This window comes from Pelagovum pacificum (genome assembly GCF_016134045.1).
Taxonomy (GTDB): domain Bacteria; phylum Pseudomonadota; class Alphaproteobacteria; order Rhodobacterales; family Rhodobacteraceae; genus Oceanicola; species Oceanicola pacificus_A.
This window is the reverse complement of record NZ_CP065915.1, coordinates 3,384,888-3,408,637: the sequence shown is the minus strand read 5'-3', so window position 1 is coordinate 3,408,637 and position 23,750 is coordinate 3,384,888. Positions and strand designations below refer to the sequence as shown.

24 protein-coding genes are annotated in these 23,750 nt (G+C 66.7%); 13 read left to right on the top strand and 11 right to left on the bottom strand.

The features are described from left to right. Positions 1-78: 78 nt before the first annotated feature. Both argH and I8N54_RS16685 read left to right on the top strand, forming a co-directional pair. Positions 79-1,467: an argininosuccinate lyase gene (argH, locus tag I8N54_RS16690; protein ID WP_140196522.1), complete on the top strand. Its 1,389-nt coding sequence runs from the start codon at positions 79-81 to the stop codon at positions 1,465-1,467. 113 nt (positions 1,468-1,580) lie between these two features. Further along, entirely contained in the window at positions 1,581-1,895 is a 315-nt protein-coding gene (locus I8N54_RS16685) for a DUF2834 domain-containing protein (RefSeq protein ID WP_140196520.1), read from the top strand. A gap of 6 nt (positions 1,896-1,901) precedes the next feature. On the opposite strand, the gene I8N54_RS16680 is transcribed toward I8N54_RS16685, so the two are convergent. Continuing rightward, positions 1,902-2,768 carry a LysR substrate-binding domain-containing protein gene (locus tag I8N54_RS16680; protein ID WP_140196518.1) on the bottom strand — a complete coding sequence of 289 codons (867 nt, stop codon included), beginning with the start codon at positions 2,766-2,768 and terminating at the stop codon, positions 1,902-1,904. Further along, complete coding sequence (locus I8N54_RS16675; RefSeq protein WP_197097643.1) at positions 2,765-3,784, bottom strand: YeiH family protein; 1,020 nt, start codon at positions 3,782-3,784, stop codon at positions 2,765-2,767. The genes I8N54_RS16680 and I8N54_RS16675 overlap by 4 nt, the downstream gene beginning before the upstream one ends. A gap of 155 nt (positions 3,785-3,939) precedes the next feature. On the opposite strand from I8N54_RS16675, the gene lysA reads away from it, so the two are divergent. Together lysA and I8N54_RS16665 are read left to right on the top strand one after the other, a co-directional pair. Further along, entirely contained in the window at positions 3,940-5,205 is a 1,266-nt protein-coding gene (lysA, locus tag I8N54_RS16670; protein WP_140196514.1) for a diaminopimelate decarboxylase, read from the top strand. A gap of 74 nt (positions 5,206-5,279) precedes the next feature. Next, entirely contained in the window at positions 5,280-7,889 is a 2,610-nt protein-coding gene (locus I8N54_RS16665; protein WP_140196512.1) for a TIGR02302 family protein, read from the top strand. Between the two features lie 7 nt (positions 7,890-7,896). Here I8N54_RS16665 and I8N54_RS16660 read toward each other — a convergent pair whose 3' ends face one another. Continuing rightward, positions 7,897-8,772 (bottom strand): zinc-ribbon domain-containing protein, encoded by an 876-nt coding sequence (locus I8N54_RS16660; protein ID WP_140196510.1) that lies wholly within the window; start codon positions 8,770-8,772, stop codon positions 7,897-7,899. 174 nt (positions 8,773-8,946) lie between these two features. Between I8N54_RS16660 and I8N54_RS16655 the strand changes: the two genes are divergently transcribed. Genes I8N54_RS16655 through I8N54_RS16640 form a run of 4 tightly spaced genes read left to right on the top strand, consistent with a single transcriptional unit; the run spans position 8,947 to position 11,865 of the window. After that, positions 8,947-9,621: a cell division ATP-binding protein FtsE gene (locus I8N54_RS16655; protein ID WP_140196508.1), complete on the top strand. Its 675-nt coding sequence runs from the start codon at positions 8,947-8,949 to the stop codon at positions 9,619-9,621. Then, on the top strand, positions 9,618-10,520 hold the full coding sequence (locus I8N54_RS16650) for a cell division protein FtsX (protein WP_140196506.1): 903 nt from the start codon (positions 9,618-9,620) through the stop codon (positions 10,518-10,520). The genes I8N54_RS16655 and I8N54_RS16650 overlap by 4 nt, the downstream gene beginning before the upstream one ends. Next, a complete protein-coding gene (locus tag I8N54_RS16645; protein ID WP_140196504.1) occupies positions 10,517-11,263 on the top strand; it encodes a lysophospholipid acyltransferase family protein in 747 nt (248 codons plus the stop codon). Before I8N54_RS16650 ends, I8N54_RS16645 begins: the two co-directional genes overlap by 4 nt. Beyond that, a complete protein-coding gene (locus I8N54_RS16640) occupies positions 11,260-11,865 on the top strand; it encodes a pyridoxamine 5'-phosphate oxidase family protein (protein ID WP_140196502.1) in 606 nt (201 codons plus the stop codon). The genes I8N54_RS16645 and I8N54_RS16640 overlap by 4 nt, the downstream gene beginning before the upstream one ends. A 20-nt stretch (positions 11,866-11,885) precedes the next feature. Here I8N54_RS16640 and I8N54_RS16635 read toward each other — a convergent pair whose 3' ends face one another. The 3 genes from I8N54_RS16635 to I8N54_RS16625 all read right to left on the bottom strand — a co-directional run bounded on the left by I8N54_RS16635 (position 11,886) and on the right by I8N54_RS16625 (position 13,993). Then, positions 11,886-12,398, bottom strand: a complete 513-nt coding sequence (locus I8N54_RS16635; RefSeq protein ID WP_140196500.1) for a hypothetical protein — start codon at positions 12,396-12,398, stop codon at positions 11,886-11,888. Beyond that, the gene (locus I8N54_RS16630) at positions 12,395-13,357 is read right to left on the bottom strand and encodes an acetyl-CoA carboxylase carboxyltransferase subunit alpha (protein ID WP_140196498.1); all 963 of its coding nucleotides are present in this window, start codon (positions 13,355-13,357) and stop codon (positions 12,395-12,397) included. Before I8N54_RS16630 ends, I8N54_RS16635 begins: the two co-directional genes overlap by 4 nt. Positions 13,358-13,432: 75 nt before the next feature. Further along, entirely contained in the window at positions 13,433-13,993 is a 561-nt protein-coding gene (locus tag I8N54_RS16625) for a hypothetical protein (RefSeq protein ID WP_198571733.1), read from the bottom strand. Between the two features lie 290 nt (positions 13,994-14,283). Here I8N54_RS16625 and dgcN point away from each other — a divergent pair, with 290 nt between their 5' ends. Further along, positions 14,284-15,285, top strand: coding sequence for an N-acetyltransferase DgcN (gene dgcN, locus I8N54_RS16620; protein WP_140196494.1), 1,002 nt, complete (start codon positions 14,284-14,286; stop codon positions 15,283-15,285). Positions 15,286-15,288: 3 nt separating this feature from the next. Here the strand turns inward: dgcN and I8N54_RS16615 are convergent, their stop codons facing one another. After that, a complete protein-coding gene (locus I8N54_RS16615; RefSeq protein ID WP_140196492.1) occupies positions 15,289-16,452 on the bottom strand; it encodes an MFS transporter in 1,164 nt (387 codons plus the stop codon). After that, a complete protein-coding gene (locus I8N54_RS16610) occupies positions 16,445-17,197 on the bottom strand; it encodes a DeoR/GlpR family DNA-binding transcription regulator (RefSeq protein WP_140196490.1) in 753 nt (250 codons plus the stop codon). The genes I8N54_RS16615 and I8N54_RS16610 overlap by 8 nt, the downstream gene beginning before the upstream one ends. Positions 17,198-17,334: 137 nt before the next feature. Between I8N54_RS16610 and I8N54_RS16605 the strand changes: the two genes are divergently transcribed. Then, entirely contained in the window at positions 17,335-17,826 is a 492-nt protein-coding gene (locus I8N54_RS16605) for a transglycosylase SLT domain-containing protein (protein WP_140196488.1), read from the top strand. A gap of 51 nt (positions 17,827-17,877) precedes the next feature. Here I8N54_RS16605 and I8N54_RS16600 read toward each other — a convergent pair whose 3' ends face one another. Continuing rightward, positions 17,878-18,483 carry a GcrA family cell cycle regulator gene (locus I8N54_RS16600; protein WP_140196486.1) on the bottom strand — a complete coding sequence of 202 codons (606 nt, stop codon included), beginning with the start codon at positions 18,481-18,483 and terminating at the stop codon, positions 17,878-17,880. A 217-nt stretch (positions 18,484-18,700) separates the two neighbouring features. Between I8N54_RS16600 and I8N54_RS16595 the strand changes: the two genes are divergently transcribed. Next, positions 18,701-19,501 carry an ABC transporter permease gene (locus I8N54_RS16595; protein ID WP_231592707.1) on the top strand — a complete coding sequence of 267 codons (801 nt, stop codon included), beginning with the start codon at positions 18,701-18,703 and terminating at the stop codon, positions 19,499-19,501. Here I8N54_RS16595 and I8N54_RS16590 read toward each other — a convergent pair. Both I8N54_RS16590 and I8N54_RS16585 read right to left on the bottom strand, forming a co-directional pair. After that, a complete protein-coding gene (locus I8N54_RS16590; protein ID WP_140196484.1) occupies positions 19,498-20,301 on the bottom strand; it encodes an ABC transporter permease in 804 nt (267 codons plus the stop codon). The genes I8N54_RS16595 and I8N54_RS16590 overlap by 4 nt on opposite strands. Then, positions 20,298-21,245: an ATP-binding cassette domain-containing protein gene (locus I8N54_RS16585; protein ID WP_140196482.1), complete on the bottom strand. Its 948-nt coding sequence runs from the start codon at positions 21,243-21,245 to the stop codon at positions 20,298-20,300. Before I8N54_RS16585 ends, I8N54_RS16590 begins: the two co-directional genes overlap by 4 nt. Positions 21,246-21,487: 242 nt before the next feature. Here I8N54_RS16585 and I8N54_RS16580 point away from each other — a divergent pair, with 242 nt between their 5' ends. Both I8N54_RS16580 and argF read left to right on the top strand, forming a co-directional pair. Beyond that, a complete protein-coding gene (locus tag I8N54_RS16580) occupies positions 21,488-22,666 on the top strand; it encodes an aspartate aminotransferase family protein (RefSeq protein ID WP_140196480.1) in 1,179 nt (392 codons plus the stop codon). 79 nt (positions 22,667-22,745) lie between these two features. Further along, complete coding sequence (gene argF, locus I8N54_RS16575) at positions 22,746-23,672, top strand: ornithine carbamoyltransferase (RefSeq protein WP_140196478.1); 927 nt, start codon at positions 22,746-22,748, stop codon at positions 23,670-23,672. Positions 23,673-23,750 lie beyond the last annotated feature (78 nt).

The window sequence follows — 23,750 nt, the reverse complement described above, 5'->3', positions numbered from 1 at the left end:
GACTCCGTGAATTGCAACGGCGCGGGGCTGCGTATACATCGGCCCGGAACCAATTTTCATCGCGGGGTCCTCCTGATCATGACCGATACCTCGAACGCCATGTGGGGCGGCCGCTTCGCCGGAGGTCTGGACCAGATCATGGAAGCGATCAACGCCTCGATCGGGTTCGACCAACGGATGGCGGCGCAGGACATCGCCGGTTCGAGGGCCCATGCCGCCATGCTGGCAGCGACAGGCATCCTGACGGATAACGATGCCGAGGCGATCCGGAAAGGGCTGCTCACCGTCTTGTCAGAGATCGAGGCGGGGACCTTCGAATTCTCCACCGCGCTCGAGGACATCCACATGAACGTGGAATCCCGGCTGACCGCGTTGATCGGCGAGCCGGCCAAGCGGCTGCACACGGGACGGTCCCGCAACGATCAGGTCGCGACAGACTTCCGGCTCTGGGTGCGGGACCAGTACGACGAGACGGAGGGTGTGCTCGAAGCGCTCATGAAGGCTCTGGTCGCGCAGGCCGATGCCGGTGCCGACTGGGTGATGCCGGGCTTCACGCACCTGCAGACCGCGCAGCCGGTGACATGGGGCCACCACATGCTCGCCTATGTCGAAATGTTCTCGCGCGATCTGTCGCGGCTGCGTGACGGTCGGCGGCGGATGAACCAGTCGCCGCTCGGGGCCGCCGCGCTGGCCGGGACGTCGTTCCCGATCGACCGCCACATGACGGCGGAGGCGCTCGGCTTCGACGCGCCCTGTGCCAACTCGCTCGACGCCGTGTCGGACCGGGACTTCGCACTCGAATTCCTCAGCTTCGCGTCGATCTGCGCGATGCACCTGTCGCGCCTCGCCGAAGAGCTGGTGATCTGGTCCTCCGCGCAGTTCCGCTTCGTCACGCTGTCGGATCGCTGGACGACGGGCTCCTCGATCATGCCGCAGAAGAAGAACCCCGACGCGGCGGAGCTTCTGCGCGCCAAGATCGGCCGCATCTTCGGCGCGCAGGTCGCGCTGACGATCGTGATGAAGGGGCTGCCGCTGACCTATTCCAAGGACATGCAGGAGGACAAGGAGCAGGTCTTCGACGCCGCCGACAACCTGCTGCTGGCCCTGCGTGCCATGGGCGGAATGGTTGCCGACATGGAGGCCAACCGGGAGTCCCTGCGCAGGGCCGCTGCCTCCGGCTTCTCCACCGCGACCGACCTCGCCGACTGGCTGGTGCGTGAGTTGGGCCTGCCGTTCCGCGAGGCGCACCATGTCACCGGCGCGCTCGTCGCACTGGCCGAGGGGAAGGGCTGCGACCTGCCGGACCTCTCGCTGGAGGAGATGCAGGCCGAGCATTCCGGCATCACCGAGGGCGTGTTCGACGTGCTCGGCGTCGAGAACTCCGTCGCCTCCCGCATGAGTTTTGGCGGCACCGCGCCCGCGCGGGTTCGCGAGCAGGTGAAGCTGTGGCAGGAGGCGTTGTCGTGAGATTTTTCGCGGTGATCGCTCTGGTCCTGCTGGCCGCCTGCGGCGCCGATGGCGAGCCGGAGCGTCCTGCCGGCGGCACGGGTCCGGAACCGGGCCGGATCGGGGCGCTCTAGGTGTCGCCGCTCAGGATCATCTACCTCGCGCTCGCCATCTGGGGCACGGTGCACCCGATGTACTTCTTCGTCACCTACCTCCGCAGCGAGGGGGCGAGCTTTGTCGGGATGCTGGACCTCTGGGTCGCCAACCCGGCGGTCGAGGGCATGGCATGGGACCTGATGATCGCGGGCACGACGCTGGTGGTCTGGATCCTTGCGGAGACCTTCGTTCGTCGCAACTGGTCGGCACTGCTCGCGATCCCCGCGACATTCTGCATCGGGGTCAGCTGCGGTTTCCCGCTCTACCTGTTTCTGCGGACTCGCCCGGTCTGAGGCTGCTCAGCCATCCGACGCGAGGGCGGCGAAGGCCGCTTCCGCGCGGGTGAAGGGGCGTTCCCGGTGACGCAGCAGGCGGAAGTGTCGGTGCGGCAGCTCGGCGGGCAGGGCGCGGATCAGGCCAGCGTCTATCGAGCGGCCGACCACCATCTCCGACAGGATCGACGCCCCGGCGCCCGCTTCGACAGCGGCGCGGACGGCTTCGTTCGACGGCAGGATCAGCGGGTTTCGCAGCGCATCGGCGTCGACCCCGCGCCCGGCAAGCCAGGCGTCGAACACTGCGCGGGTGCCGGAGCCTGTCTCCCGCAGCACCCAGTCGGCCGCCAGCGGATCGGCAAGCGCGGCACCGTCGCTGTCGGCCGCGACGACCAGCTGCATCGCGTCCTTGGTCAGAAGCGTCTCTTCGAGCGTTTCGTCCCCGGCATGATCCTCGATCACCGCGAGGTCGGCTTCCAGTCGTGAAACTGCCGTGGCCGCCGAGACCGAATTGCCGATTCGGACGTGCAACTCGATCCCCGGGTAGCTCTTGCGATACCGGGCAAGCCGCGCCGGGAGCCAGTCGTTCGCAACCGTCTGGCTCGCCGCGATGCGCAGGTGTCCGCGTGCGAGTTCCGCCGTGTCCTCCAGCATCCTTGCCGCCAGCGCGGCACGGCCGAGCACGGCGCGGGCCTCTCCGATGAAGCCGCGCCCGGCGTCGGTCAGGAAGATGCGCCGCCCGATCCGGTCGAACAGCTTGACGCCGTGCCGGGCCTCAAGCGCGGAGATCGCCGCGCTTACGGCGCTCTGCGTCAGGTTCAGGGACTCGGCGGCGCGGGTGACATGCTCCCGCTCCGCGACGGCGAGGAAGATACGAAGCTGTTCGAGAGTCACGGAGCGCCGGCCCCCGTCAGCAGAATCAGCCCCAGCCCGACGCCCGAGATGAAAATCCACGATGCCGCGCCAAGCAGTGCGGGCCGCAGGCCTTCCGCCGCCAGCTTGCGCAGGTCCGTTTCGAGCCCCATTGCTGCGAGCGCCATCGCCAGCAGGAATTGCGTCAGCCCGTTGGTCCATGGCGTCAGGGCCTCGGGCAGCAGGCCGGTGGATGCCACGCCGACCATCGCGATGAAGCCGAAGACGAACCACGGGATCGGTGCGCCTCCACCGCTCCGATCGCCGCGCCGCGCCGCGAGGGCGCCGAGCAACAAGACCATCGGGGCGAGCATCATCACGCGCGTCAGCTTGGCGACCGTGCCGAACTGGCCGGCCTCGTCGCCCTGCTGGAAGGACGCGGCGACGACCTGCGCGACCTCGTGGATCGAAGCGCCGGTCCAGAGCCCATAGGCCTTCGGGCCCATGTCGAGCGCGCCTCCGAGAAGCGGCAGGCACACCATCGACAGCGAGCCGAAGACGGTGACACAGGCAACGGCGTAGGCGACATGCTCATCCCTCGCGCGGGTGACTGTGTTGGTCGCGATGATCGCCGATGCACCGCAGATCGAGGTCCCGGCTGCGATCAGCTCCGTCAGCTGCCGCGGCAAACCGAGCCGATGACCGAGCCACTTGGTGAACAGGAACGTCGAGGAGAGGGTCACGACGATGATACCCAATCCCGTCCAACCCACCGCGATGACCTGCGACACGGTCAGCTGAAGGCCAAGAAGGATGATCCCCAGCCGCAGGAGGCGCTTCAGGCTGAAGGTCACGCCCGGCCGCGCGATCGACGGCGTGCCGACGCTGTTGTGGATCGCCATGCCGATCAGAATCGACAGGATCAGCGGCGACAGCACGCCGATACCCGGCAGCTGCCGCAGGGCGAAGGCACCGCAGGCGATGGTCGCCGTCAGCAGCAGACCGAACCAGATCGAAGGTCTACGGATAGTCGTGATGTTCATGGGAATGCCCGACATTGCCAGTCCCATAGGTAGGCGCCCTTTGCTGCACAATCCAATTCATCATAAAGTACGTTTTGATCAGTAAAGCCGATCAATCCGGATCAGTCCGTCACTTTCCGCCCGCGCGCTCGACCTGTAAGAGCGTTTCCGAACAAGGCGTCGGGGACCAGATGGACCATTTTCTATACCGTGACGGCGAGCTCTTCGCCGAGGACGTGCCGCTCCGCGAGATCGCGGCGCAGGTCGGCACCCCGGCCTATGTCTATTCGTCCGCCACCCTGCTTCGACACTATCGCCTGTTCGACGAGGCGCTTTCTTCGATGCCGCACCTCGTCTGCTACGCTGTGAAGGCGCTGTCGAACGTCGCGATCCTCAAGCTGCTCGGCGATGCCGGGGCAGGCATGGACGTCGTGTCGGGCGGGGAATACGCCCGGGCGAAGGCTGCCGGCGTTCCGGGGGAGCGGATTGTCTTCTCGGGCGTCGGCAAGACGCGCGAAGAGATGCGGATGGTGCTCGAAGGCGGCATCCGGCAGGTGAACCTCGAGAGCGAGCCAGAGATGCTGGCGCTGTCCGAAGTCGCCGCCGAACTGGGGGTCGAAGTGCCAGTGACCGTGCGCGTGAACCCCGACGTCGACGCCAGGACACACGCCAAGATCGCCACTGGCAAGAGCGAGAACAAGTTTGGCATTCCGATCGCGCGTGCCCGCGAGGTCTATGCCGAGATCGCCCAGCTTCCCGGTCTGAAGGCCGTCGGGATCGACGTCCATATCGGGTCTCAGCTGGTCGAGCTCGCCCCGTTCGAACAGGCCTACCGCAAGGTGGCCGAGCTGACGGAGGCGCTCCGCGCAGACGGACACACGATCGAGCGGCTCGACCTCGGCGGAGGGCTTGGCATTCCCTACACGCGCAGCAACGAGGTCCCGCCGCTGCCGACCGACTACGGCGCACTGATCGAACGGACCGTCGGCCACCTTGGCTGCGAGATCGAGATCGAACCGGGCCGCCTTGTCGCCGGCAACGCCGGGATCCTCCTGTCCTCGGTGATCTACGTGAAATCGGGCGAGGGGCGCGACTTCCTGATCCTCGATTCGGCGATGAACGACCTGATCCGGCCCGCAATGTACGACGCCTGGCACGACATCGTGCCGCTCATCGAACCGGCAGCCGGGACACAATCGCAGCCCTATGACATCGTCGGCCCGATCTGCGAAAGCGGTGACACCTTCGCCAGGGCCCGCCCGATGCCGCCGCTCTCGGCAGGAGACATCGTCGCCTTCCGCTCCGCCGGGGCCTACGGCGCGGTCATGTCGAGCGAGTACAATTCGCGCCCGTTGATCCCCGAAGTGCTGGTCAACGGCGATCAATTCGCGGTTATTCGCCAACGCCCGACCTATGAAGAGATGATCGCCCGCGATAGCATTCCAGAGTGGCTCTGAAGTCTCTACGCTGAGACCGAACCCCGGGGAGCAGCGCACTGACCGATCTTCTCAAGGACCTCCGCCACCTGAGGCTGCCCGTCGCGCTGACGCGTGCCGGACTCGTCGCCGAGCGCGTAACCCGTGCCTTCTGGCCGACGTGGACGGTGCTGTTCCTCGTGCTCGCGCCGCTGATGATGGGCTGGCACGAACGGATGCCGCTGGAGCTGTTCTGGGGCATTGGCATCGTCGCGGTGATCGCGCTTCTCGTGACGCTCTGGCAGGGCGCGCGGCGGTTCCGCTGGCCGTCCAAGGTCGATGCGTTGGAACGCGTGGATGCGGCGATGCCGGGCCGTCCGATTTCCGCGCTCGCCGACACTCAAGCCATCGGATCGGGCGATTCGGGGTCCGAAGGCGTCTGGCGGGCCCACGTCGCGCGGATGCAGGAACGCTCGAAAGCCGCCAGGGCGGTGCAGCCGGACCTGCGCGTCTCCTCCCGCGACCCCTACGGCCTGCGTTACATGGCGCTGCTGGTCTTCGTCGCCGCGCTGTTGTTCGGCTCCATCCTGCGTGTCGGCTCCGTCGCCGACATGACGCCGGGTGGTGGGGATCGCGTGCTCTCCACCGGGCCGGTCTGGGAAGGCTGGATCGAACCGCCGTCCTACACCGGCAAGCCGACGCTATACCTCAACGACATCGAGCCCGGCTCCGTCGCCGTGACCGAAGGCGCGAGAGTCACGCTTCGCCTCTATGGTGACGCCGATGCGCTGAGCGTCAGCGAGAGCGTTTCGGGCACTCCTCCGCCGCCAGTTGAGACCGACGAGCCCGAGGCACCGGCCGCGACCGAAATCGGGATGCGCGAGCAGGGGTTCGACGTCGCGCAGAACGGCAGCATCACCATCGACGGTGATGGCGGTGCGAGCTGGGACATCACCGTCCAGCAGGACGCCGCCCCGACGGTCGAGATCACCGGCCCGCCCGATGTCGAGGCCTACGGTGAGATGTCCCTGCCATTTCACGCGAGCGACGATTACGCGGTTTCCTCCGGCCGGGCGATCATCGAGCTCGACCTCGAAGCGATCGACCGCATCTATGGCCTGTCGGTGGAGCCGGAGCCGCGCGATCCGCTGATCGTCGATCTGCCTATGCCGTTCTCCGGCGACCGCGCCGATTTCGACGAGGCGATGATCGACGATTTTTCGCAGCATCCCTTCGCTAACCTGCCCGTGACCATCACGATGGAGGTTCAGGACGGGCTGGAGCAGACCGGCGTGTCCGAGCCGAACGCGATGTCGCTTCCGGGTCGTCGCTTCTTCCAGCCGGTCGCGAAAGCGGTGATCGAACTGCGGCGCGACCTGCTCTGGTCCAAGGAGAACGCCAGCCGCGTGTCCGACCTGTTGAAGGCGGTCGCCAACCGGCCCGGCGACATCATCCGCTCGGAAACCAGCTATCTTCGCCTCAACTACATCACCCGGCAGCTCGACAGCGCCGTGCGCGAGGGGATGACGACCGAAAGCCAGGACGAGATCGCCGAGGCGCTCTGGGACCTGGCCGTTCAGCTTGAGGACGGCTCGCTCGCCGATGCGCGCGAACGACTACGCCGCGCGCAGGAACGCCTCGCCGAAGCCATGCGCAACGGTGCCTCCGAAGAGGAAATCCAGGAGCTCATGCAGGAGCTGCGCGAGGCGGTCGACGATTACACCCGGATGCTCGCCGAACAGCAGCAGGCCCAGAACGGCGAGGACGGCACCGACCAGCCCGACCAGCAGGCGCAGGAAACTTTTGAATTCTCGCAGGACGAACTTCAGGCGCTGATGGACCGGATCCAGGAGCTCATGGAAGAAGGCCGCATGGCCGAGGCCCAGGAGCTGATGGATCAGCTCAACCAGCTGATGGAGAACATGCAGGTCACCGAGGGCGAGCCCGGCCAGCAGGGTCAGGGCCAGCAATCGATGCAGGATCTGTCCGAGACGCTGCGCGACCAGCAGGGCCTCTCCGACGAGGCGTTCCGCGATCTGCAGGAACAGTTCGGCCAGGGCCAGCAAGGGCAGCAGGGTCAGCCGCAGGATGGCGAGCAACCCGGACAGCAGGCCGAAAACGGACAGGGCCAGCAGGGTGAGCAGCAGGGCGAAGGCATGGGTCAGGGCGGCGACGCCCAGGACGGTCGAACCGGCGGCGAGAACGGCGAAGGTGGCGAGATGTCACTCGCCGAGCGTCAGCGCGCGCTACGCGAGGAACTGAACCGCCAGCAGGGCAATCTGCCGAACCTCGGCGGTGATGCCGCTGACGAGGCGCGCCGCTCGCTCGACCGGGCGGGTGAGGCGATGGACGGGGCCGAGGATGCGCTGGAGAACGGCGATATCCCAGAAGCCATCGACCGGCAGGCCGAAGCGATGGATGCGCTGCGCGAGGGCATTCGCAACCTCGGCGACGCGCTTGCAGAGAACCAGCAGGACCAGCAGCCCGGTCAGGGGCAGGCGGACGGTGAGAACGCCACCGGACGCGTCGAGCCGCAGCGCCGGGATCCGCTTGGCCGGCAGCTTGGCGACACCGGGCGCTACGGCACCGATGAGAACCTGCTTCAGGGCGAGGACATCTATCGTCGCGCGGAAGAACTGTTGGAAGAACTGCGCCGCCGCTCGTCCGATCAGCTTCGGCCCGAGGTCGAACGCGACTACCTCGAGCGCCTGCTGGACCGGTTCTGACGGCGGATCACTCCACCGCCGGCTCGGTACTGTCGGCCTGTTCCATCCGTTCAAGGAGCGAGAGCACGGTCTGGTCCAGCCAGACCCGTCCGCGATCCACTGTCGTCACGTAGGATTCAAGCGCTGGCTGCGCCGCCGGCACCGCGTTGGCGATGTCGGGTGCGCGCAGATACGTCATGATCGCCGCCGCCGCGATCAGCAGCACGATCCCGAAGCCGAGCCGGAACCCCTTGCGCTTCTCGCGGGCGACCGCCTCTGCCTCGGTCTCCGACGACTCGGGCATCATCCGCTCCCCCGTGGAGCGGAGGGAGGAGTTGATCTCCTCGATGTCGGGCAGCATTTCACGGCGTGACGCGTCCGAGCCGGCGGGGGCCTTCTCCGGCGCTCCATGAAGGCGATTCACCCGCTTCTGGCGACCGTCCGACGGTTGGTCGAGCTCGAAGTCCGTCTGGCTTTCCATCGGATCGGGCGGCGGACGGCGGCGCAGCGCCTCGCTGTCGCGCCGTTCCTCCTGAAGCACATTGGCAATCTCGGGATCGAGCCCGCGACGCTGCCGTTCCCGTGCTGCTGTAGCGGGTGGGACCGGCGCTTCCGGGTCGGGCTGCAGGTCTTCCGAGCGGTTCGGTTCGGGCGTGGGCTCCGGCTCCGGATGATCCTCCGGTTCGGGTTCGGGTTCGGGCTCCGGATCGGGTGGGGGCGGCCGCTTCGTGGCCGTCGCCGCCTGCGGCGGAGGTTCGGGGTTCGCCTCTTCAGCGACCGAGCCGCCGGGCGACTCGAACCAGGTCTGGCCGCAGTTGGAGCATTGCACATCGCGCCCGGAATCCGGGATCACATCGTCAGGCACTTCATACTGCGCCCCGCAATTGGGGCAGATCAGCCGCATCCGTATTCCTCACTGCCCATCGGGCTTTGCCGATTTTCCCGCCGTCAACACCATGTGTAACAACGACAAACAGTTTCGCAAAGCCTGCTGCTTATCGCCAGCGTCAAGGCGTGTCATTGAAACCGGTCTCCGGATTCGGCATTAGGGGCGTGTTCATCAAAAAGGGGCCCCCAGGTGATCGAGCTGGAGAACGTCGCTTATACCTATGGCGGCGGAGAGCTTTTTTCGGATCTCTCCCTGACCTTGGCGCCGGGATCGTTTCATTTCCTGACCGGCCCGTCGGGCGCGGGCAAGACCACGCTTCTGAAGCTCTGCTATGGTGAGCTCGTCGCGACGTCGGGCGATGTGCGCCTGTTCGGCGAGGACGTGCGCAACATGGATCGCGACGCCGTGGCCTTTGCCCGCCGTCGCATCGGCGTCGTCCACCAGGATTGTCAGTTCCTCGACCATCTCCCGGTAGCCGAGAATGTCGCCCTGCCGCTGACCGTGGCCGGGCGCGGTGGTGAGGTCGGTTCCGATCTCGACGATCTGCTCGGCTGGGTGGGCCTGTCGAAACAGGCGTCCCAGCTCCCGCCGGAACTGTCTGGCGGCGAACGACAGCGTGCCGCGCTCGCCCGCGCCGTCATCATGTCGCCGGAAGTCATCATCGCGGACGAGCCGACCGGCAACATCGACTGGGAGATGTCGCAGCGCCTTATGGCACTGCTGGTCGAGCTGAACCGCATGGGCAACGCCGTGCTGGTCGCGACCCACGACCTCGCCCTGATCCGCGCCGCCAAATCGCAGGTACAGGCGCGGGTGCTTCGCCTGCGCGACCGCAAGCTGATGGCGGCGGGGGCGGACCTTTGAACTGGCTGCGCGCCTTCGTCGCGGTCCTGTCGGGCGATCCGCAGGCCGACCGGGCGGTGCCCCCGACGGGCTTCACCGCGCGACTGACGACATTCACTGCGGGCGCAATGGCGTTCCTTGCAGTCTTCGCACTGGCGCTGTCGCTGGCGACCGACAGGCTCGCCGATCGATGGTCGGCGGAGCTGGCGCAGACGTCGACCCTGCGCATTTCCGCGCCCGAGGGGCAGGCCGATGCACAGGTCGCCGCCGCGGTTCGGGTGCTGGAGACGACACCGGGCGTTGCCTCCGCGCGGCCGCTGACCGACGACGACGCGAAGGCGCTGCTGGAACCCTGGTTCGGGCCCGACCTGCCGGTCGAGTCGCTGCCGATCCCGAAACTTATCGAAATCGTCGAAGACGGTGACGGGTTCGACGCCGCGGGTCTGCGTGCGCGTTTGCAGGCCGAAGTGCCGGGCGCGGTGCTGGACGATCACACGCGCTGGCGCGAACCGCTGGTGCGCGCCGCGAACCGGCTCAGGGCGCTCGGTATCCTGGCGCTCGGCCTCATCGGGGCTTCGACCGCTGCGATGATCACCCTCGCTGCGCAGGCTGCGCTGGCCGCGAACGAGCAGGTGATCCGTGTGCTTCGCCTCGTCGGGGCGCAGGACAGCTACATCGCGCGGGCCTTCGTGCGCCGATTCACGCTGCGCGCCTTGACCGGAGCGGCCGTCGGCACGGCTGCTGGGGCGCTCGCCATCTTTCTGCTGCCGGATGCGGAGGCCGCCGGCGGTTTCCTCACCGGCCTCGGCTTCCAGGGGGTCGGCTGGCTCTGGCCGCTTCTGGTTCCCCCACTGGCGGGCATCTTCGCATTCGGCGCGACCCGCGCGGCGGCGCTGCGCATGTTGAGGGCCCGGTCATGAACCCGATCCAGTGGATACGCTCGCTGCTGTTCGTCATACAGATGTATGTCGCGATGGCGGTGCTCGGCATCGTCTTCTTCCCCTACGCGCTTGCCACCAAGGAAGGCGCGTTTCGGGCCGCACGGGCCTACACGCGCTGGGTGCGCTGGACCGCCCGGTGGATGATCGGCCTGAAGACCGAAGTTCGCGGCACGCCGCCGTCGGGTGAGGTCCTCATCGCGGCGAAACACCAGAGCTTTCTCGACATCATCCTGATCTTCGGCAGCCTGCCGCATCCGAAGTTCATCATGAAGCGAGAGCTCGTCTACACCCCGGTGCTGGGTCAATACACGCTGCGGATGGGCTGCATTCCGGTGGATCGGGGCAAGCGGGCGCAGGCGGTCAAGAAGATGGTCGCCGATGTCGCAGCCGGTCATGCCGACCCGGGCCAGCTCGTCATCTATCCGCAAGGCACCCGCATCGCGCCGGGCGTCACCGCGCCCTACAAGATCGGGGCGGCCGCGCTCTATGACGCGATGGGGAAGTCTTGCGTTCCGGTGGCCTGCAACGTCGGCCTGTTCTGGCCGCGCGCCGGCATCTACCGCAAGCCCGGCACCGCCGTGATCGAGTATCTCGATCCGATCGAGCCCGGACTGACGTCGGCAGAGTTTCTCGGTGAGCTGTCGCGCGTGGTAGAGCAACGATCTAACATGCTCATGGCGGAAGCCGGCTTTGCCCCGATCGGGGAGGAGGAAGACCGATGACGGAATTCATAACTGAGGTCAGCGCGCTCGAAGAGCTCTATGGACGCGCGTCTCCGCGCTCGCTTGAAAAGGTGGTCACGCAGATCACGCCGCTTTATGCGAAGTGGATCGAAAGCTCCCGTTTCTGCGTGCTGACGACGGTCGGCCCGGAAGGCACCGACGGCAGCCCGCGCGGTGACGATGGCCCGGTCGTGCGAATCGCCGATCCGTCGACGCTGATGTTGCCGGACTGGATGGGCAACAACCGTATGGATTCGCTGCGCAATATCGTGCGGGACGGCCGCGTGAGCCTGATGTTCATGGTTCCCGGCAGCGAAAACGTCGTGCGCGTGAACGGCACCGCGAAGATCAGTGCCGACCCGGACCTCACCGCGACGTTCGACCAGCGTGGCAAACACCCGCGCTCGGTCATCGTGATCTCGGTCGGCGAGGTCTATTTCCAGTGTGCCAAGGCGCTGATGCGGTCGCGCCTATGGTCGGGCGAGGATGAGACTGCCGGACTGCCAACGGCGGGCGACCTCGTGAAGGAAGTCGATCCGGAGTTCGATGCGACGGTCTATGACCGGGAATACGCCGAATACGCACAAGGCAAGATGTGGTGAGAGGCTGAGCCGCGAGCGGCTCAGGACAGCGGGCAGTCCATGACCTCCAGCTCGATGACGAAGGTTTCGTCCGGGCCGTACGTCTGCCCGCCCACATCGACATAGAGCCGGGCGTCGCGCACGAAGACGTCCTTGTCGGTCAGCGTTCCGGTCGAGGCCTGCTTGTCGATGGTCGCTGAATCGAACAGCACGCAGTCGACGAGGAAATCGAGCACGTAGCCGTTGAAGCCGACATCGGGGAACGTGTCCGAGTAGGACCAATCGGGGTAGGAGATCTCGACCCGGCTCGCGGAGATGTCGATCACCGCCGGGATCACGCCCCACCCGTTCTGGGGCGGCTCGTCGCCAAGGCCGTACTCGACATGGTCGCCGACAACCGCCTCGTGCCGCTCGCCCTGGAAGATCGGTTTGTCTTCCTTGCCGTCCTCGTAGAGCAGCACGCCGAATGACACGGCCCGCCCGGTCAGTCCCTCGTCCTGCGCCGCGAGTGGCGTGGCTGCGAGGAACAGCGCCGGGACGAGCGCGCGGATCACGCGGCAAGCCCCCGGGACCCAAGTCCGAGGTACTTCTTGCGACGATTGTCGCGCAGCGTTTCCGGCTTCTTCTTGGACAGGTCCTTCAGCAGCCCGGAGATCGCCTTGCCCACGGCGGTGATCGTCGTCTCGGGTTCGCGGTGCGCGCCGCCGACGGGCTCGGTGATGATCCGGTCGCAGACGCCGAGCTCATAAAGATCCTGCGCGGTCAGGCGCAGCGCCTCGGCGGCCTCCTTCATCTTGTCGCTGTCCTTCCAGAGGATCGACGCGCAGCCTTCGGGCGAGATGACCGAATAGATCGAATGCTCCAGCATCGCGACCTTGTCCGCGGTCGCGAAGGCCACGGCGCCGCCGGAGCCGCCCTCGCCAATGATGATCGACACCATCGGCACTGTCAGCTGAAGGCACTTCTGTGTCGATCGGGCGATCGCCTCGGACTGGCCGCGCTCTTCGGCGCCCTTGCCGGGATAGGCACCGGGGGTGTCGACCAGCGTGACGACCGGCAGACCGAACCGCTCGGCGAGGTCCATCAGGCGGATCGCCTTGCGGTAACCCTCGGGCCGCGCCATGCCGAAGTTGCGTTCGATCCGGCTCTTGGTGTCGTTGCCCTTCTCGTGACCGATGACGACGACCGGCTTGCCGTCGAACCGGGCGAGTCCGCCCATCACGGCGTGGTCGTCCGCAAAGTTCCGGTCACCCGCTAGCGGCGTATACTCCGTGAACAGGGCCTCGATGTAATCCTTGCAGTGCGGCCGGTCGGGATGCCGCGCGACCTGACACTTCCGCCATGCCGACAGATCGGCATAGAGACTGGTGAGCAGGTCGGTCGCCTTCTTGTCGAGGGCCCTGGCCTCGTCCTCGACGTTCATCTCCGAATTGGACCGCGCCATCGCGCGGAGTTCGGTTGCCTTGCCCTCGATCTCGGCAAGGGGTTTCTCGAAGTCGAGGTAGTTGGTCATCCGCTATCCGGTCGATCGTTGCACGCCTGCTCTATATGGCATTTGCCACGGCGGGAGCAACTCGACGCGCGTGCTCTACTCCTCCGGACCCGCGCCACCACTCTCGAGCCGGGCGCGCAGGTCCTCTCCGAAGCGGCTTTGGGGCACCCTGTCCCACAGGACCGTCACGGTCCCGACCGGCAACTCCGAGCTCGTGATCATTGAATCGCCGTTGCAAAGCACCGTCGTCGGGACAACGTAGCCATCGGGTTGAAGGACGATGTCGGTCGAGCCGCTGCTGCCGTCATCCGACCGGCCCTCGAAATGCAGGGTCGGCGACATGCCGGGCAGAACGCAGGAGAACAGCATCCCGTCGATGTCCCAGATGTGGCCGATCTCGGTCGGCAGGTTCAGGTCCATGATCATCTGGCCGGACGACGTCTCGCGGTCCTCGGTCACCGTCGTGCTCACGTGCATCGGGACCGTGATGTAGAACCCGTCGGCATAGATCTGGCGGCCGATCGACGTCGGGAAGTCTGAGAACGCATCGAAGGTGACGCCCGAGCCCGACATCGACTGGATGAAATCCTGGAAGACCTCGTCGGCGTTACTCTCGCCGATCCAGCTTCCGACGATGCAGGCGCTCGGTTCCGGCATGACCTGTCCCTCGGCGCATTCGCTTTGGGCGAGGGCCGTCACCGGCAACAGGCAAAGGGCTGCAGCAAAGCGAATCATCTCCGATCCTCCATGAACCCGGTCCCAGTCTAGCACAGGTTTCGGGCGGTGCGGCTGGCCGTGCCGGGGCAACGGGCTATGCTGTCGAAGACGTATGAAAAGCGGGGACGGCACGGATCGGCCGCGAGGGGTTCCTTGACCCGAACGCGGACGGGCCGGAGGATGCGGCCAGTGCGCCCCGCACGGACAGACTCCAACCGACGGCAGGTTCCATGATCAAGACGCCCTACCTTCTCTTCCTCGGCGATGCTCCCGATCCGCTCGCGGCCAAGGTCGCGCAGGGGATCCGCGACTGGCGACCGGAAAACGCCGTCGGCCAGTTCCGGCTTCCGGGCTGCAAGGCCGACCTGAAAATCCCCGACATGACGCTGGCCGAGGCCCGTCAGGCCGGTGCGCAGACACTGGTGATCGGCGTTGCCAACCGTGGCGGCGTGATCTCGGACAAGTGGATGGACGTACTGGTCGAGGCGGTCGCCGAAGGGTTCGACATCGCCTCCGGCCTTCACACCCTGCTGAAAAACCAGGAGCCGCTGGTCGCCGCCGCGAAAGAGCACGGTCGCGAGCTGTTCGACGTCCGGCTGCCGAACGTGCAGTACCCGATCGCCGACGGCAAGAAACGGACCGGCAAGCGCTGCCTCGCACTCGGCACCGACTGCTCCGTCGGCAAGATGTACACCGGCCTCGCCATGGATGCGGAGATGCGCAAGCGCGGTCTCAAGAGCACGTTCCGCGCGACAGGCCAGACGGGGATCCTCGTCACGGGTGAGGGCGTGCCGCTCGACGCGGTGATCGCCGACTTCATGGCAGGCTCCGTCGAGTGGCTGACGCCGGACAACGATCCCGACCATTGGGATCACATCGAAGGGCAGGGCAGCCTGTTCCACGTGTCCTACTCGGGCGTGACGATGGCGCTGATCCACGGCGGCCAACCGGATGCGATCGTTCTCGCGCACGAACCGACGCGCACCCACATGCGCGGGCTGCCGGACTATCAGCTTCCCTCGCTCGAGGCGCTGCGGGACATGGCGTTGCCCATCGCGCGGATCGCGAATCCCGACTGCAAGATCATCGGCATTTCGGTGAATACCGCCGCGCTCGACGACGCGGAGGCGACCGCCTGCCTGTCCGAGATCGAGGAGCGTATGGGCCTGCCGACCGTCGATCCGTTCCGGCAGGGTGCCGCGCGCCTCATCGACGCGCTGGTCGCGGAGTAGCGCTCAGGCTTCCCGCGCCGATGCACCGGCTGCCGGCTCGCCCGGCGGGCGCAGCGTCGGCGCGAGGAGTACGATGCAGACCGACAGCACAGCGACGAGGCCGAAGGCCGTCGGCAGGGACGTCGCCTCTGCGATGAAGCCGATGGCCGGCGGTCCGATCAGCAACCCGCCGTAGCCGAGAGTCGCGACGCCGGCGATGGCCTGACCGGGCGGCACGAACGGATCATTCGCCGCGCGGCTGAAGGCCAGCGGCACGACGACCGCAAAGCCGACACCGAGCAGGGCAAAGCCGAGCAGGGCCGTTGCAAGCGATCCTCCGAAAATGACCACGAGAGCGCCGACGACCGCCACCGACCCGCAGATGCGGCCGGCGTTGACGGGGCCGAGTGCCGTCGTGATCCGGTCGCCGGCCAGCCGCGTCGCGACCATCGTCACCGAGAACGCCGCGTAGCCGAGCGCCGCCTGTGCCTCCGTGGCGCCATAGACCGACTGAAGCAGCACCGCGCTCCAGTCCACCATCGACCCTTCGCCAAGCGATGAGCAGAAGGCGAACAGACCCACCAGCACCAGCGGACCCTTGGGCAAGGCGAAGGCTGGACCGGAGGCGCCGCGCGACGAGTTCCACGGCACCTGCGCGACCCAGAGCGCCAGCGGGCCCGCGATCACGGCAAGGATCAGGAAATGCGGCAGTGTTCCTGTGCCCGTCGCCGCCGCAATCCAGCCGGATCCAGCGCCGAGGCCCGAGCCAAGGCTGAACAGCGCATGGAAAGACGACATGATCGGCTTCTTCAGATGGCGTTCGACCTCCGCTGCCCAGGCGTTCATCGAGACATCCATCGCGCCGAACGTCATCCCGCAGAGGAACAGCACCAGCCCAAGCAGCCCAACGGTCGGCGCGACCGGCAGCAGACAGATCAGGACGGTGAAGGCCGCGCCGAGGATGCGGGTCAGGCGATCGGCCCCGAGCCGGTCCGACAGCCCGCCCGCGAAAGGAAACGCTACGATGGCGCCGAGCGCGAGACACAGCAGGAGAAGGCCGAGGCTGCGTTCCGAGACGCCGAACTTCTCGACGAAGGCCGGCACACGCGACGCCCATGCGCCAAGGAGGGAGCCGTTCAGCATGAACATGGCGGCCACGGCGCGCCGGGGCGTGCGAAGCTCAGACATTGATGACCTCGATTTCTTTCGCGCGGAACGGCGCAGTGTCCGGTTGGGCGGCGTCGGTGACGATCATGTCGATCTCTTCCGGCGGCAAGGTGCGGTAGCGGGCGCGACGGCCGATCTTCTCGTGCCCGGTTACCGCGATGGTGCGAGTGGCGGCCCGGGACATGGCGCGGACGAGCGTGCTCTCCAGCAGATCGTCGCTGCCCAGACCGAAGTCGGCTTCCAGCCCGCAGACGCCGACCAGCGCGATGTCGGCCGCCACGTCCGCGACTTCCGCCTCTGCGCGGGGGCCGACCGCGATGCCGCCCCGCTCGCTGAGCGGACCGCCCAGCACGACCGTCTCGATCCCGTTGCCATGGGTGAGCGCGGCCACGAAAGGCGAGGGCGTGATGACGAGAAGGCCCGCGCGTGGCCTGAGCCGCGCCGCCACCGCCAGAACAGTTGTTCCCCCGTCGAGCAGCAGGGTTGACGCACCTTGCAGCTGCTCGGCAGCTCGCCGGGCCAGTTCTGACGGAATGGCGCCGTCCTGCCGACGCTCCCTGAGGGGGCGCGCCGGTGGAGAGACCGGGACGGCCCCGCCGCGCACACGGGCGGCGACACCTGCGCGTTCCAGACCGATCAGGTCGCGCCGGATCGTATCGGCCGATACCCCGAACTCATCCGCGAGGTCGGTCGCGACAAGCACCAGCCCCTCGCCAAGGCGATCGCGCAGCAGAGCTTGCCGGATATCGGGGTTATTCAGGTCCATGCAGAATCACGCATAAAATTGCAGTAATTTGCATTAACCAGCTAAGATGGGTGCGTCAATCCGCACAGGCGGAGCTTTGCCCATCCCGCTCAATTTTTCTGTGCGAAGGTTCGCCGAGGCGGTATTTCGAAAATATGATGACTCGTGCTCTCCTGACCGCCCTGGTCCTGCTCACCGCGGCCTGCGCTTCGCCCCAGCCCGCTTCCCGCAGCTTCGCCCAGACCGGCGGTGCGGGGCTGAACCCGAATGAGACCCGTGAACTGCGAAGCCTGATCGAGCAGTACGCCGATTTCTACGAGGTCCCGCCGTCATTGATCCATAGGGTCATCCAGCGGGAAAGCGATTATCGGCCCGGCGCGCGCAACGGCCCGTACTACGGCCTGATGCAGATCCTGCCGGAAACGGCGGCTACCATGGGTCACAGCGGTGGCGCGTCGAGCCTGCTCGATGCGGAAACGAACCTGCGTTATGGCGTGAAATACCTGCGTGGTGCGTGGCTCGTCGCGAATGGCAATCAGGACGAGGCCGTGCGCTGGTACGCGAGCGGCTACTACTACGAAGCCCGTAATCGCTGCATGCTGGTCGAGACCGGCTTGCGATCCAGCGAAGTGCGCCGCCACTGCGGCTGACACCGGGTTTCGGGTGGCGAGCCGTTCAGGCCCGCCAGCCCCTCCTATAGGTCAGCGGCGCCGATCGCGCCGGGACGACATCGGCTGGAACGCCACGCCGACGTGCGCTTCACAGTAGGGTTTGCCCTGTTGAACAGGCAGACCACAGAACCAGAAGTCGGGCGTCGCAGGGTCACCGATCGGCCATTTGCAGGTCCGCTCGGTCAGCTCCATGAGGCTTATGCGCTTCGCGGATTTCTCCACTTCGCTCACCTTGGCGAGCGCCTCCGGGCTGATCTCGTTCGCGGACGGCTGCGGTGGAAGCGGCTGACCGGCCGGAATGATCGCCTTGCGCGCCGCGCTGATCGGCGGGACGGCGGGCTCCGGCGTTTCGGCACGTGCTGCGGGCTTCTCCGGCTCGGGGCGCGGCTTGCTCTTCGGAGCGGCCGGGCGCGGCGGGGCAGATGCCGCAGGCTGTGGCGCGGGTTCTGCCGGTGCGGGCTGCGCGGCGGCCGGCGCAGCGCCGGGGCCGGTGCGGTTCGAGAGGCCAAGCCGGTGCACCTTGCCGATCACCGCGTTGCGGGTGACGCCACCAAGCTCCTTGGCGATCTGGCTCGCGGACTGGCCTTCGCTCCACATCTTCTTCAAGAGCTCGACGCGTTCGTCGGTCCAGGACATGTCGGTACCTCTAGGCTGTGGCTCGCCGCGTGCGTCCGTAGTCCCGCGCGCGCGGCATTTTTGATGTCAGTCCCCTATACTATGCAACGTACAGGCGGATACAAGCACCGAGCCGCGCGCAGCGCGCGTGAGTCGCAGCATGGCCGCACCCTGAATCGAGGTTGCCACCAGCGCCCCCGGGTGGTTCAAGGCCGCGCACGTCTTTGGGGAGATCGACATGTCGGACATGCAGATGGGCGTCCGCCGCTTCGGGCGGGTGAACTGGCTCGGCACGGGCACGCTGGCAAAACGCGAAGTGATGCGCTTCATGAACGTCTGGTCGCAGACGGTCATGGCCCCGCTCATCAACGCCGCGCTGTTCCTTCTGATCTTCACCATCGCGATCGGCCCCACCCGGGGCGACGTCATGGGCGTGCCCTTCACGACCTTCATCGCGCCCGGCATCCTTGCGATGACGGTGATCCAGAATGCCTTCGCCAATACCTCGTCCTCGATGGCTTCGGCCAAGGTGCAGGGCAACATCGTCGACACGCTGATGCCGCCGCTGTCCGCCGCCGAACTGATGGCCGGCTACATCATCGGCGGCGTGGCTCGCGGGCTTCTCGTCGCGCTGGTCATCGCGCTCGGCGAGGCGATCTTCCTGGGCATCCTGCCGCACAACATCCTCTGGGTCGTGCTCTTCACCACGCTCGGCGGCGCCTTCATGAGCGGCCTCGGCCTGATCGCAGGCATCTACGCGCAGAAGTTCGACCAGCTCGCAGCGATCTCGAACTTCCTGGTGACTCCGCTGTCGTTCCTCTCGGGCACTTTCTACTCGATCGAGGCGCTGCCCGGTGTCCTGCAGACGCTCAGCCACTACAACCCGCTGTTCTACATGATCGACGGCATCCGGCTCGGGATGATCGGCGTGTCCGACAGTTCTCCCTGGCTGGGGCTCGTGGTGCTGTTGATCGCCACGACGATCGTCCTGACCCTGGATTGGTACTGGCTGCGCAAAGGCTACCGTCTGAAGGCCTAGTCCTTGCGCCGATAGAGCCAGAGCGTCACCGGCATCAGCACCGCCGCCATCAGGGCCGGCGCAATCAGCGCCAGCCCGATCTGGCCGACGGTCGCTGTGCCGGCCATCAGCCCTCGCAGCGCGGTCGTCATCAGCGTCACCGGGTTCACCGCAACGAAGCCCTGAAGCCATTCGGGCATCGTTGCGGGATCGACCATGATGTTGCTCGCGAAGGTGACGGGAAACAGCACCGTGAAGCCAAGCGTCATCACTGTCATCGGTGTCCGGATCAGCAGCCCCAGCACGATGAAGATCCAGCCCCATCCGAAGCCGATCGCGATCAGCATGAGCATCGAGGCGACCATGCCCACGATCCCCGCGTCTGGCCGGTAGCCGAGGATCAGCCCGATACCGAGAATGATCGCCCCCGCGATCAGGTGGCGCAGCACATCTCCCGCGATCAGCCCCGCGAACGGCGCCAGCGACCAGATCGGCAGCGAGCGGAACCGGTCGAACAGGCCTTTCGACAGGTCCGTGGACAGGCCCATGCCCGAATAGACCGTGTTGAAAACGACCGTCTGCACGAGGATGCCGGGGATGAAGAACTGCAGGTAATCGCCCGGGCTTCCCGCGAGCGCGCCACCGAAGATGAAGGTGAAGAGCAGCGTGAACATGATCGGCGTCATGACGAGGTCGAACAGCTGCTCCGGCACGTGCTTGAACTTGAGCACCGCACGCCAGCCGAACACCAGCGCGTTGGACACGGCCGACGGCGGCGCGGGCCGCTCGACCTTCTGAAGCGTGACGGTCCGGTCGGTCATTCTGCGGTCTCCTCCTCGGGGAGTGGTTTGCCGGTGAGGGCGAAGAACACCTCGTCGAGACTCGGGGCGCCGAGCGAGAATTCGGCCACCCCGATCCCCGCGGCGGCCAAGGCATCCAGCTTGGCCCGCGCCTCGTCCGCTCCGCTGACGGACAGGGCGATCTCGCCGCCCTCGGCACTGTAGCTGGCGCCTTCGCCAAGAAGGGCCTGCGCCGCTTCGGCCTGCGCGCTGTCCTCGGGCACGACATGCAGCACGCCGCTGCCGGTCTGCGCCTTCAACTCGCGGCTGGTGCCCTCTGCGATCTTGCGGCCATGGTCGATGACCGCGATCCGCCCGGCGAGCTGGTCGGCCTCTTCGAGGTACTGTGTCGTCAGCAGGATCGTGACGCCCGACTGCGCCAGCCCGCGGATCAGACGCCACACCCCGGCTCGCGCGTTCGGGTCGAGACCGGTCGTCGGTTCGTCGAGAAACAGAAGCTCCGGCGTCACGATCAGCGACGCCGCGATGTCGAGCCGCCGGCGCATACCGCCGGAATAGCTTTTCACCTGCCGGGTCGCGGCATCCGACAAGTCGAAATCCGCCAGCAGCGCATCCGCACGCTGCCGCGACTGCCGCCAGGAGAATCCCCACAGGCGCGCCAGCATGACGAGGTTCTCGCGGCCGGTCAGGTCCTCGTCGAGCGAGGCGAACTGCCCGGTCATGGCGATGCGTTCACGGATCGCGCCCGGCTGGGTCGCGAGGTCGTGCCCGACAACCTCCGCGCTGCCGCCGGTGGGGGCCAGCAGTGTCGCCAGCATCCGCAGCAGCGTGGTCTTGCCGGCACCGTTCGGCCCGAGCACGGCGAAGATCGCCCCGCGCGGCACCTGAAGGTCGACCCCGTCCACCGCGCGCACCGATCCGAACTCCCGGCGGAGGCCGCGCGCGTCGATTGCAAGTTCCGTCATCCTCACCCCTGCTGCCCGGTTCGTGGCGACAGTGCGACCACGCCGCCGACAAGGCAAGCAAGACGGGCTTTCCAAGCGCGCCGGATCGGTCTAAAGGCAACGACATGACGCTGCGCCACCATATTGCGACCCGACGCCGACGCTGAATTGCGCCGGTCGTGTCTTCGCGCGCGTCCTTCCCCAAGTTGACAGCCCGCACACCGTGCGGCACCACTTCGGCTCCTATCCAGAGGACAATTGTCATGATCCCGTCGATCCTCCCGACCTATAACCGCGCCCCGCTCACGTTCGAGAAGGGTGAAGGCAGCTGGCTGGAGACGACCGACGGGCGACGCTTCCTCGACCTCGGCGCAGGCATCGCGGTGAACGCGCTCGGCCACGCGCACCCGGAACTGGTGAAAGTCCTGACCGAGCAGGGCAGCAAGGTCTGGCACCTGTCGAACCTGTTCCAGATCCCCCAGCAACAGAAGCTGGCCGACCTGATCGTCGAGAACACCTTCGCCGACACGGTGTTCTTCACCAATTCGGGGACGGAAGCCTGCGAACTCGCCGTGAAGATGGCGCGCAAGTACTGGTACGAAAAGGGCCAGCCCGACCGGACCCGCATCCTGACGTTCGAAGGTGCGTTCCACGGCCGCTCCTCAGCCGCCATCGCCGCGGCGGGGTCCGAGAAAATGACCAAGGGCTTCGGTCCGCTGCTGCCGGGCTTCACCTCCTATCCCTGGGGCACGGACCTGTCGGACGCCGTCAAGGACGCCGACGTCGCGGCGGTCATGGTCGAGACGGTGCAGGGCGAGGGCGGTATCCGCCCGATGCCCGACGACCAGCTCAAGGCGCTGCGCGCGCTTTGTGACGACGCCGGCGTGCTGTTGATCCTCGACGAGGTGCAGTGCGGCGTCGGCCGGACTGGCCGGCTGTTCGCCCACGAATGGGCCGGTGTGACGCCCGACATCATGATGATCGCCAAGGGCATCGGCGGGGGTTTCCCGCTCGGCGCAGTCGCGGCGACAGAAGAAGCGGCGTCGGGCATGACCGCCGGCACCCACGGCTCGACCTACGGGGGCAACCCGCTCGGCTGCGCGATCGGTGCAAAGGTGATGGAGATCGTCTCCGACCCCGCCTTCCTCGCCGAGGTGAACCGCAAGGCCGGCCTGCTGCGACAGAAGCTGGAGGGTCTCGTCGCATCGCACCCGGACGTCTTCGAAAGCGTGCGCGGCACCGGTCTGATGATCGGTCTGAAGTGCAAGGCACCGAACACCGACGTGGTCGCCGCAGCGTACGAGGAAGAGACGATCACCGTGGGGGCCGCCGACAATGTCGTGCGCTTGCTGCCGCCCCTCATCATCACCGATGAAGAGATCGAGGAGGCTGTCGCCCGCCTGGATCGCGCTGCGAGCCGCGTGGAAGCGAAGCACGCCTGATCGTCTTCGGGCTTCAAATATTCTGCGGGGGTCCGGGGGTGCAAAACCCCCGGTCCGACCCGGACCAAGGGACAGACAGATGAAACATTTCCTCGACATCAACAAGACGGACCAGGACGAACTCCGGGGCATCATCGACCATGCACGCGCCATGAAGGACGCGCGCAATGGTCGTCCCAAGGGCGCGCAGGATGATGATCAGCCGCTCGCCGGCCAGATGGTCGCCCTAATCTTCGAAAAGCCCTCGACCCGGACGCGAGTCTCCTTCGACGTCGGCGTGCGCCAGATGGGCGGGCAGACGATGGTCCTCTCGGGTAGCGAGATGCAGCTTGGCCATGGCGAGACGATCGCCGATACCGCCCGCGTCCTCAGCCGCTACGTCGACCTCATCATGATCCGGACGTTCGAGGAGCAGACGCTGCTCGACATGGCGGAATATGCCGACGTGCCGGTCATCAACGGCCTGACGAACCGCAGCCACCCCTGCCAGATCATGACCGACATCATGACCTTCGAGGAACACCGCGGCCCGATCGCCGGCAAGAAGGTCGTCTGGTCCGGCGACGGCAACAACGTCTTCAACTCCTTCGCTCACGCGGCCGGTCAGTTCGGCTTCGATCTGACCTTCACCGGGCCGGAGCCGCTCGACCCCGAAAGCGCCTTCATCGAAGAGGCCCGCGCCAAGGGCGCCAATGTCACGATCGAGCGCGACCCGAACAAGGCGGTGGAGGGGGCGGACCTCGTCGTGACGGACACTTGGGTGTCGATGCACGATCCGCAGTCCGCGAAGGAGCGGCGCCACAACCAGCTGCGCGGCTACCAGGTAAATGCCGAGCTGATGGCGAAGGCGAAGCCCGACGCGCTGTTCATGCACTGCCTGCCCGCACACCGGAACGACGAGGCGACGTCCGAGGTGATGGATGGCCCGCACTCGGTCATCTTCGACGAGGCCGAGAACCGCCTGCATGCCCAGAAGGCGATCCTGCGGTGGTGCCTGAACGTATGACAGCTGAAGGGTGCGCATCGAGCGCGCACCCCACGCACGCCAGCGGCTCCCTCGCGCAACAGAACCCGCTCCCCTCGG

What these genes read in the sequence shown, in the direction of transcription:
- I8N54_RS16610 (WP_140196490.1), bottom strand. Translation starts at nt 17,197, where the DNA reads ATGGACCTGAATAACCCCGATATCCGGCAAGCTCTGCTGCGCGATCGC.
- I8N54_RS16590 (WP_140196484.1), bottom strand. Translation starts at nt 20,301, where the DNA reads ATGACCGACCGGACCGTCACGCTTCAGAAGGTCGAGCGGCCCGCGCCG.
- dgcN (WP_140196494.1), top strand. Translation starts at nt 14,284, where the DNA reads ATGATCAAGACGCCCTACCTTCTCTTCCTCGGCGATGCTCCCGATCCG.
- I8N54_RS16585 (WP_140196482.1), bottom strand. Translation starts at nt 21,245, where the DNA reads ATGACGGAACTTGCAATCGACGCGCGCGGCCTCCGCCGGGAGTTCGGA.
- I8N54_RS16625 (WP_198571733.1), bottom strand. Translation starts at nt 13,993, where the DNA reads ATGCCGGAACCGAGCGCCTGCATCGTCGGAAGCTGGATCGGCGAGAGT.
- argH (WP_140196522.1), top strand. Translation starts at nt 79, where the DNA reads ATGACCGATACCTCGAACGCCATGTGGGGCGGCCGCTTCGCCGGAGGT.
- I8N54_RS16605 (WP_140196488.1), top strand. Translation starts at nt 17,335, where the DNA reads ATGACTCGTGCTCTCCTGACCGCCCTGGTCCTGCTCACCGCGGCCTGC.
- I8N54_RS16640 (WP_140196502.1), top strand. Translation starts at nt 11,260, where the DNA reads ATGACGGAATTCATAACTGAGGTCAGCGCGCTCGAAGAGCTCTATGGA.
- I8N54_RS16630 (WP_140196498.1), bottom strand. Translation starts at nt 13,357, where the DNA reads ATGACCAACTACCTCGACTTCGAGAAACCCCTTGCCGAGATCGAGGGC.
- I8N54_RS16600 (WP_140196486.1), bottom strand. Translation starts at nt 18,483, where the DNA reads ATGTCCTGGACCGACGAACGCGTCGAGCTCTTGAAGAAGATGTGGAGC.
- I8N54_RS16595 (WP_231592707.1), top strand. Translation starts at nt 18,701, where the DNA reads ATGTCGGACATGCAGATGGGCGTCCGCCGCTTCGGGCGGGTGAACTGG.
- I8N54_RS16615 (WP_140196492.1), bottom strand. Translation starts at nt 16,452, where the DNA reads ATGTCTGAGCTTCGCACGCCCCGGCGCGCCGTGGCCGCCATGTTCATG.
- lysA (WP_140196514.1), top strand. Translation starts at nt 3,940, where the DNA reads ATGGACCATTTTCTATACCGTGACGGCGAGCTCTTCGCCGAGGACGTG.
- I8N54_RS16660 (WP_140196510.1), bottom strand. Translation starts at nt 8,772, where the DNA reads ATGCGGCTGATCTGCCCCAATTGCGGGGCGCAGTATGAAGTGCCTGAC.
- I8N54_RS16645 (WP_140196504.1), top strand. Translation starts at nt 10,517, where the DNA reads ATGAACCCGATCCAGTGGATACGCTCGCTGCTGTTCGTCATACAGATG.
- argF (WP_140196478.1), top strand. Translation starts at nt 22,746, where the DNA reads ATGAAACATTTCCTCGACATCAACAAGACGGACCAGGACGAACTCCGG.
- I8N54_RS16580 (WP_140196480.1), top strand. Translation starts at nt 21,488, where the DNA reads ATGATCCCGTCGATCCTCCCGACCTATAACCGCGCCCCGCTCACGTTC.
- I8N54_RS16675 (WP_197097643.1), bottom strand. Translation starts at nt 3,784, where the DNA reads ATGTCGGGCATTCCCATGAACATCACGACTATCCGTAGACCTTCGATC.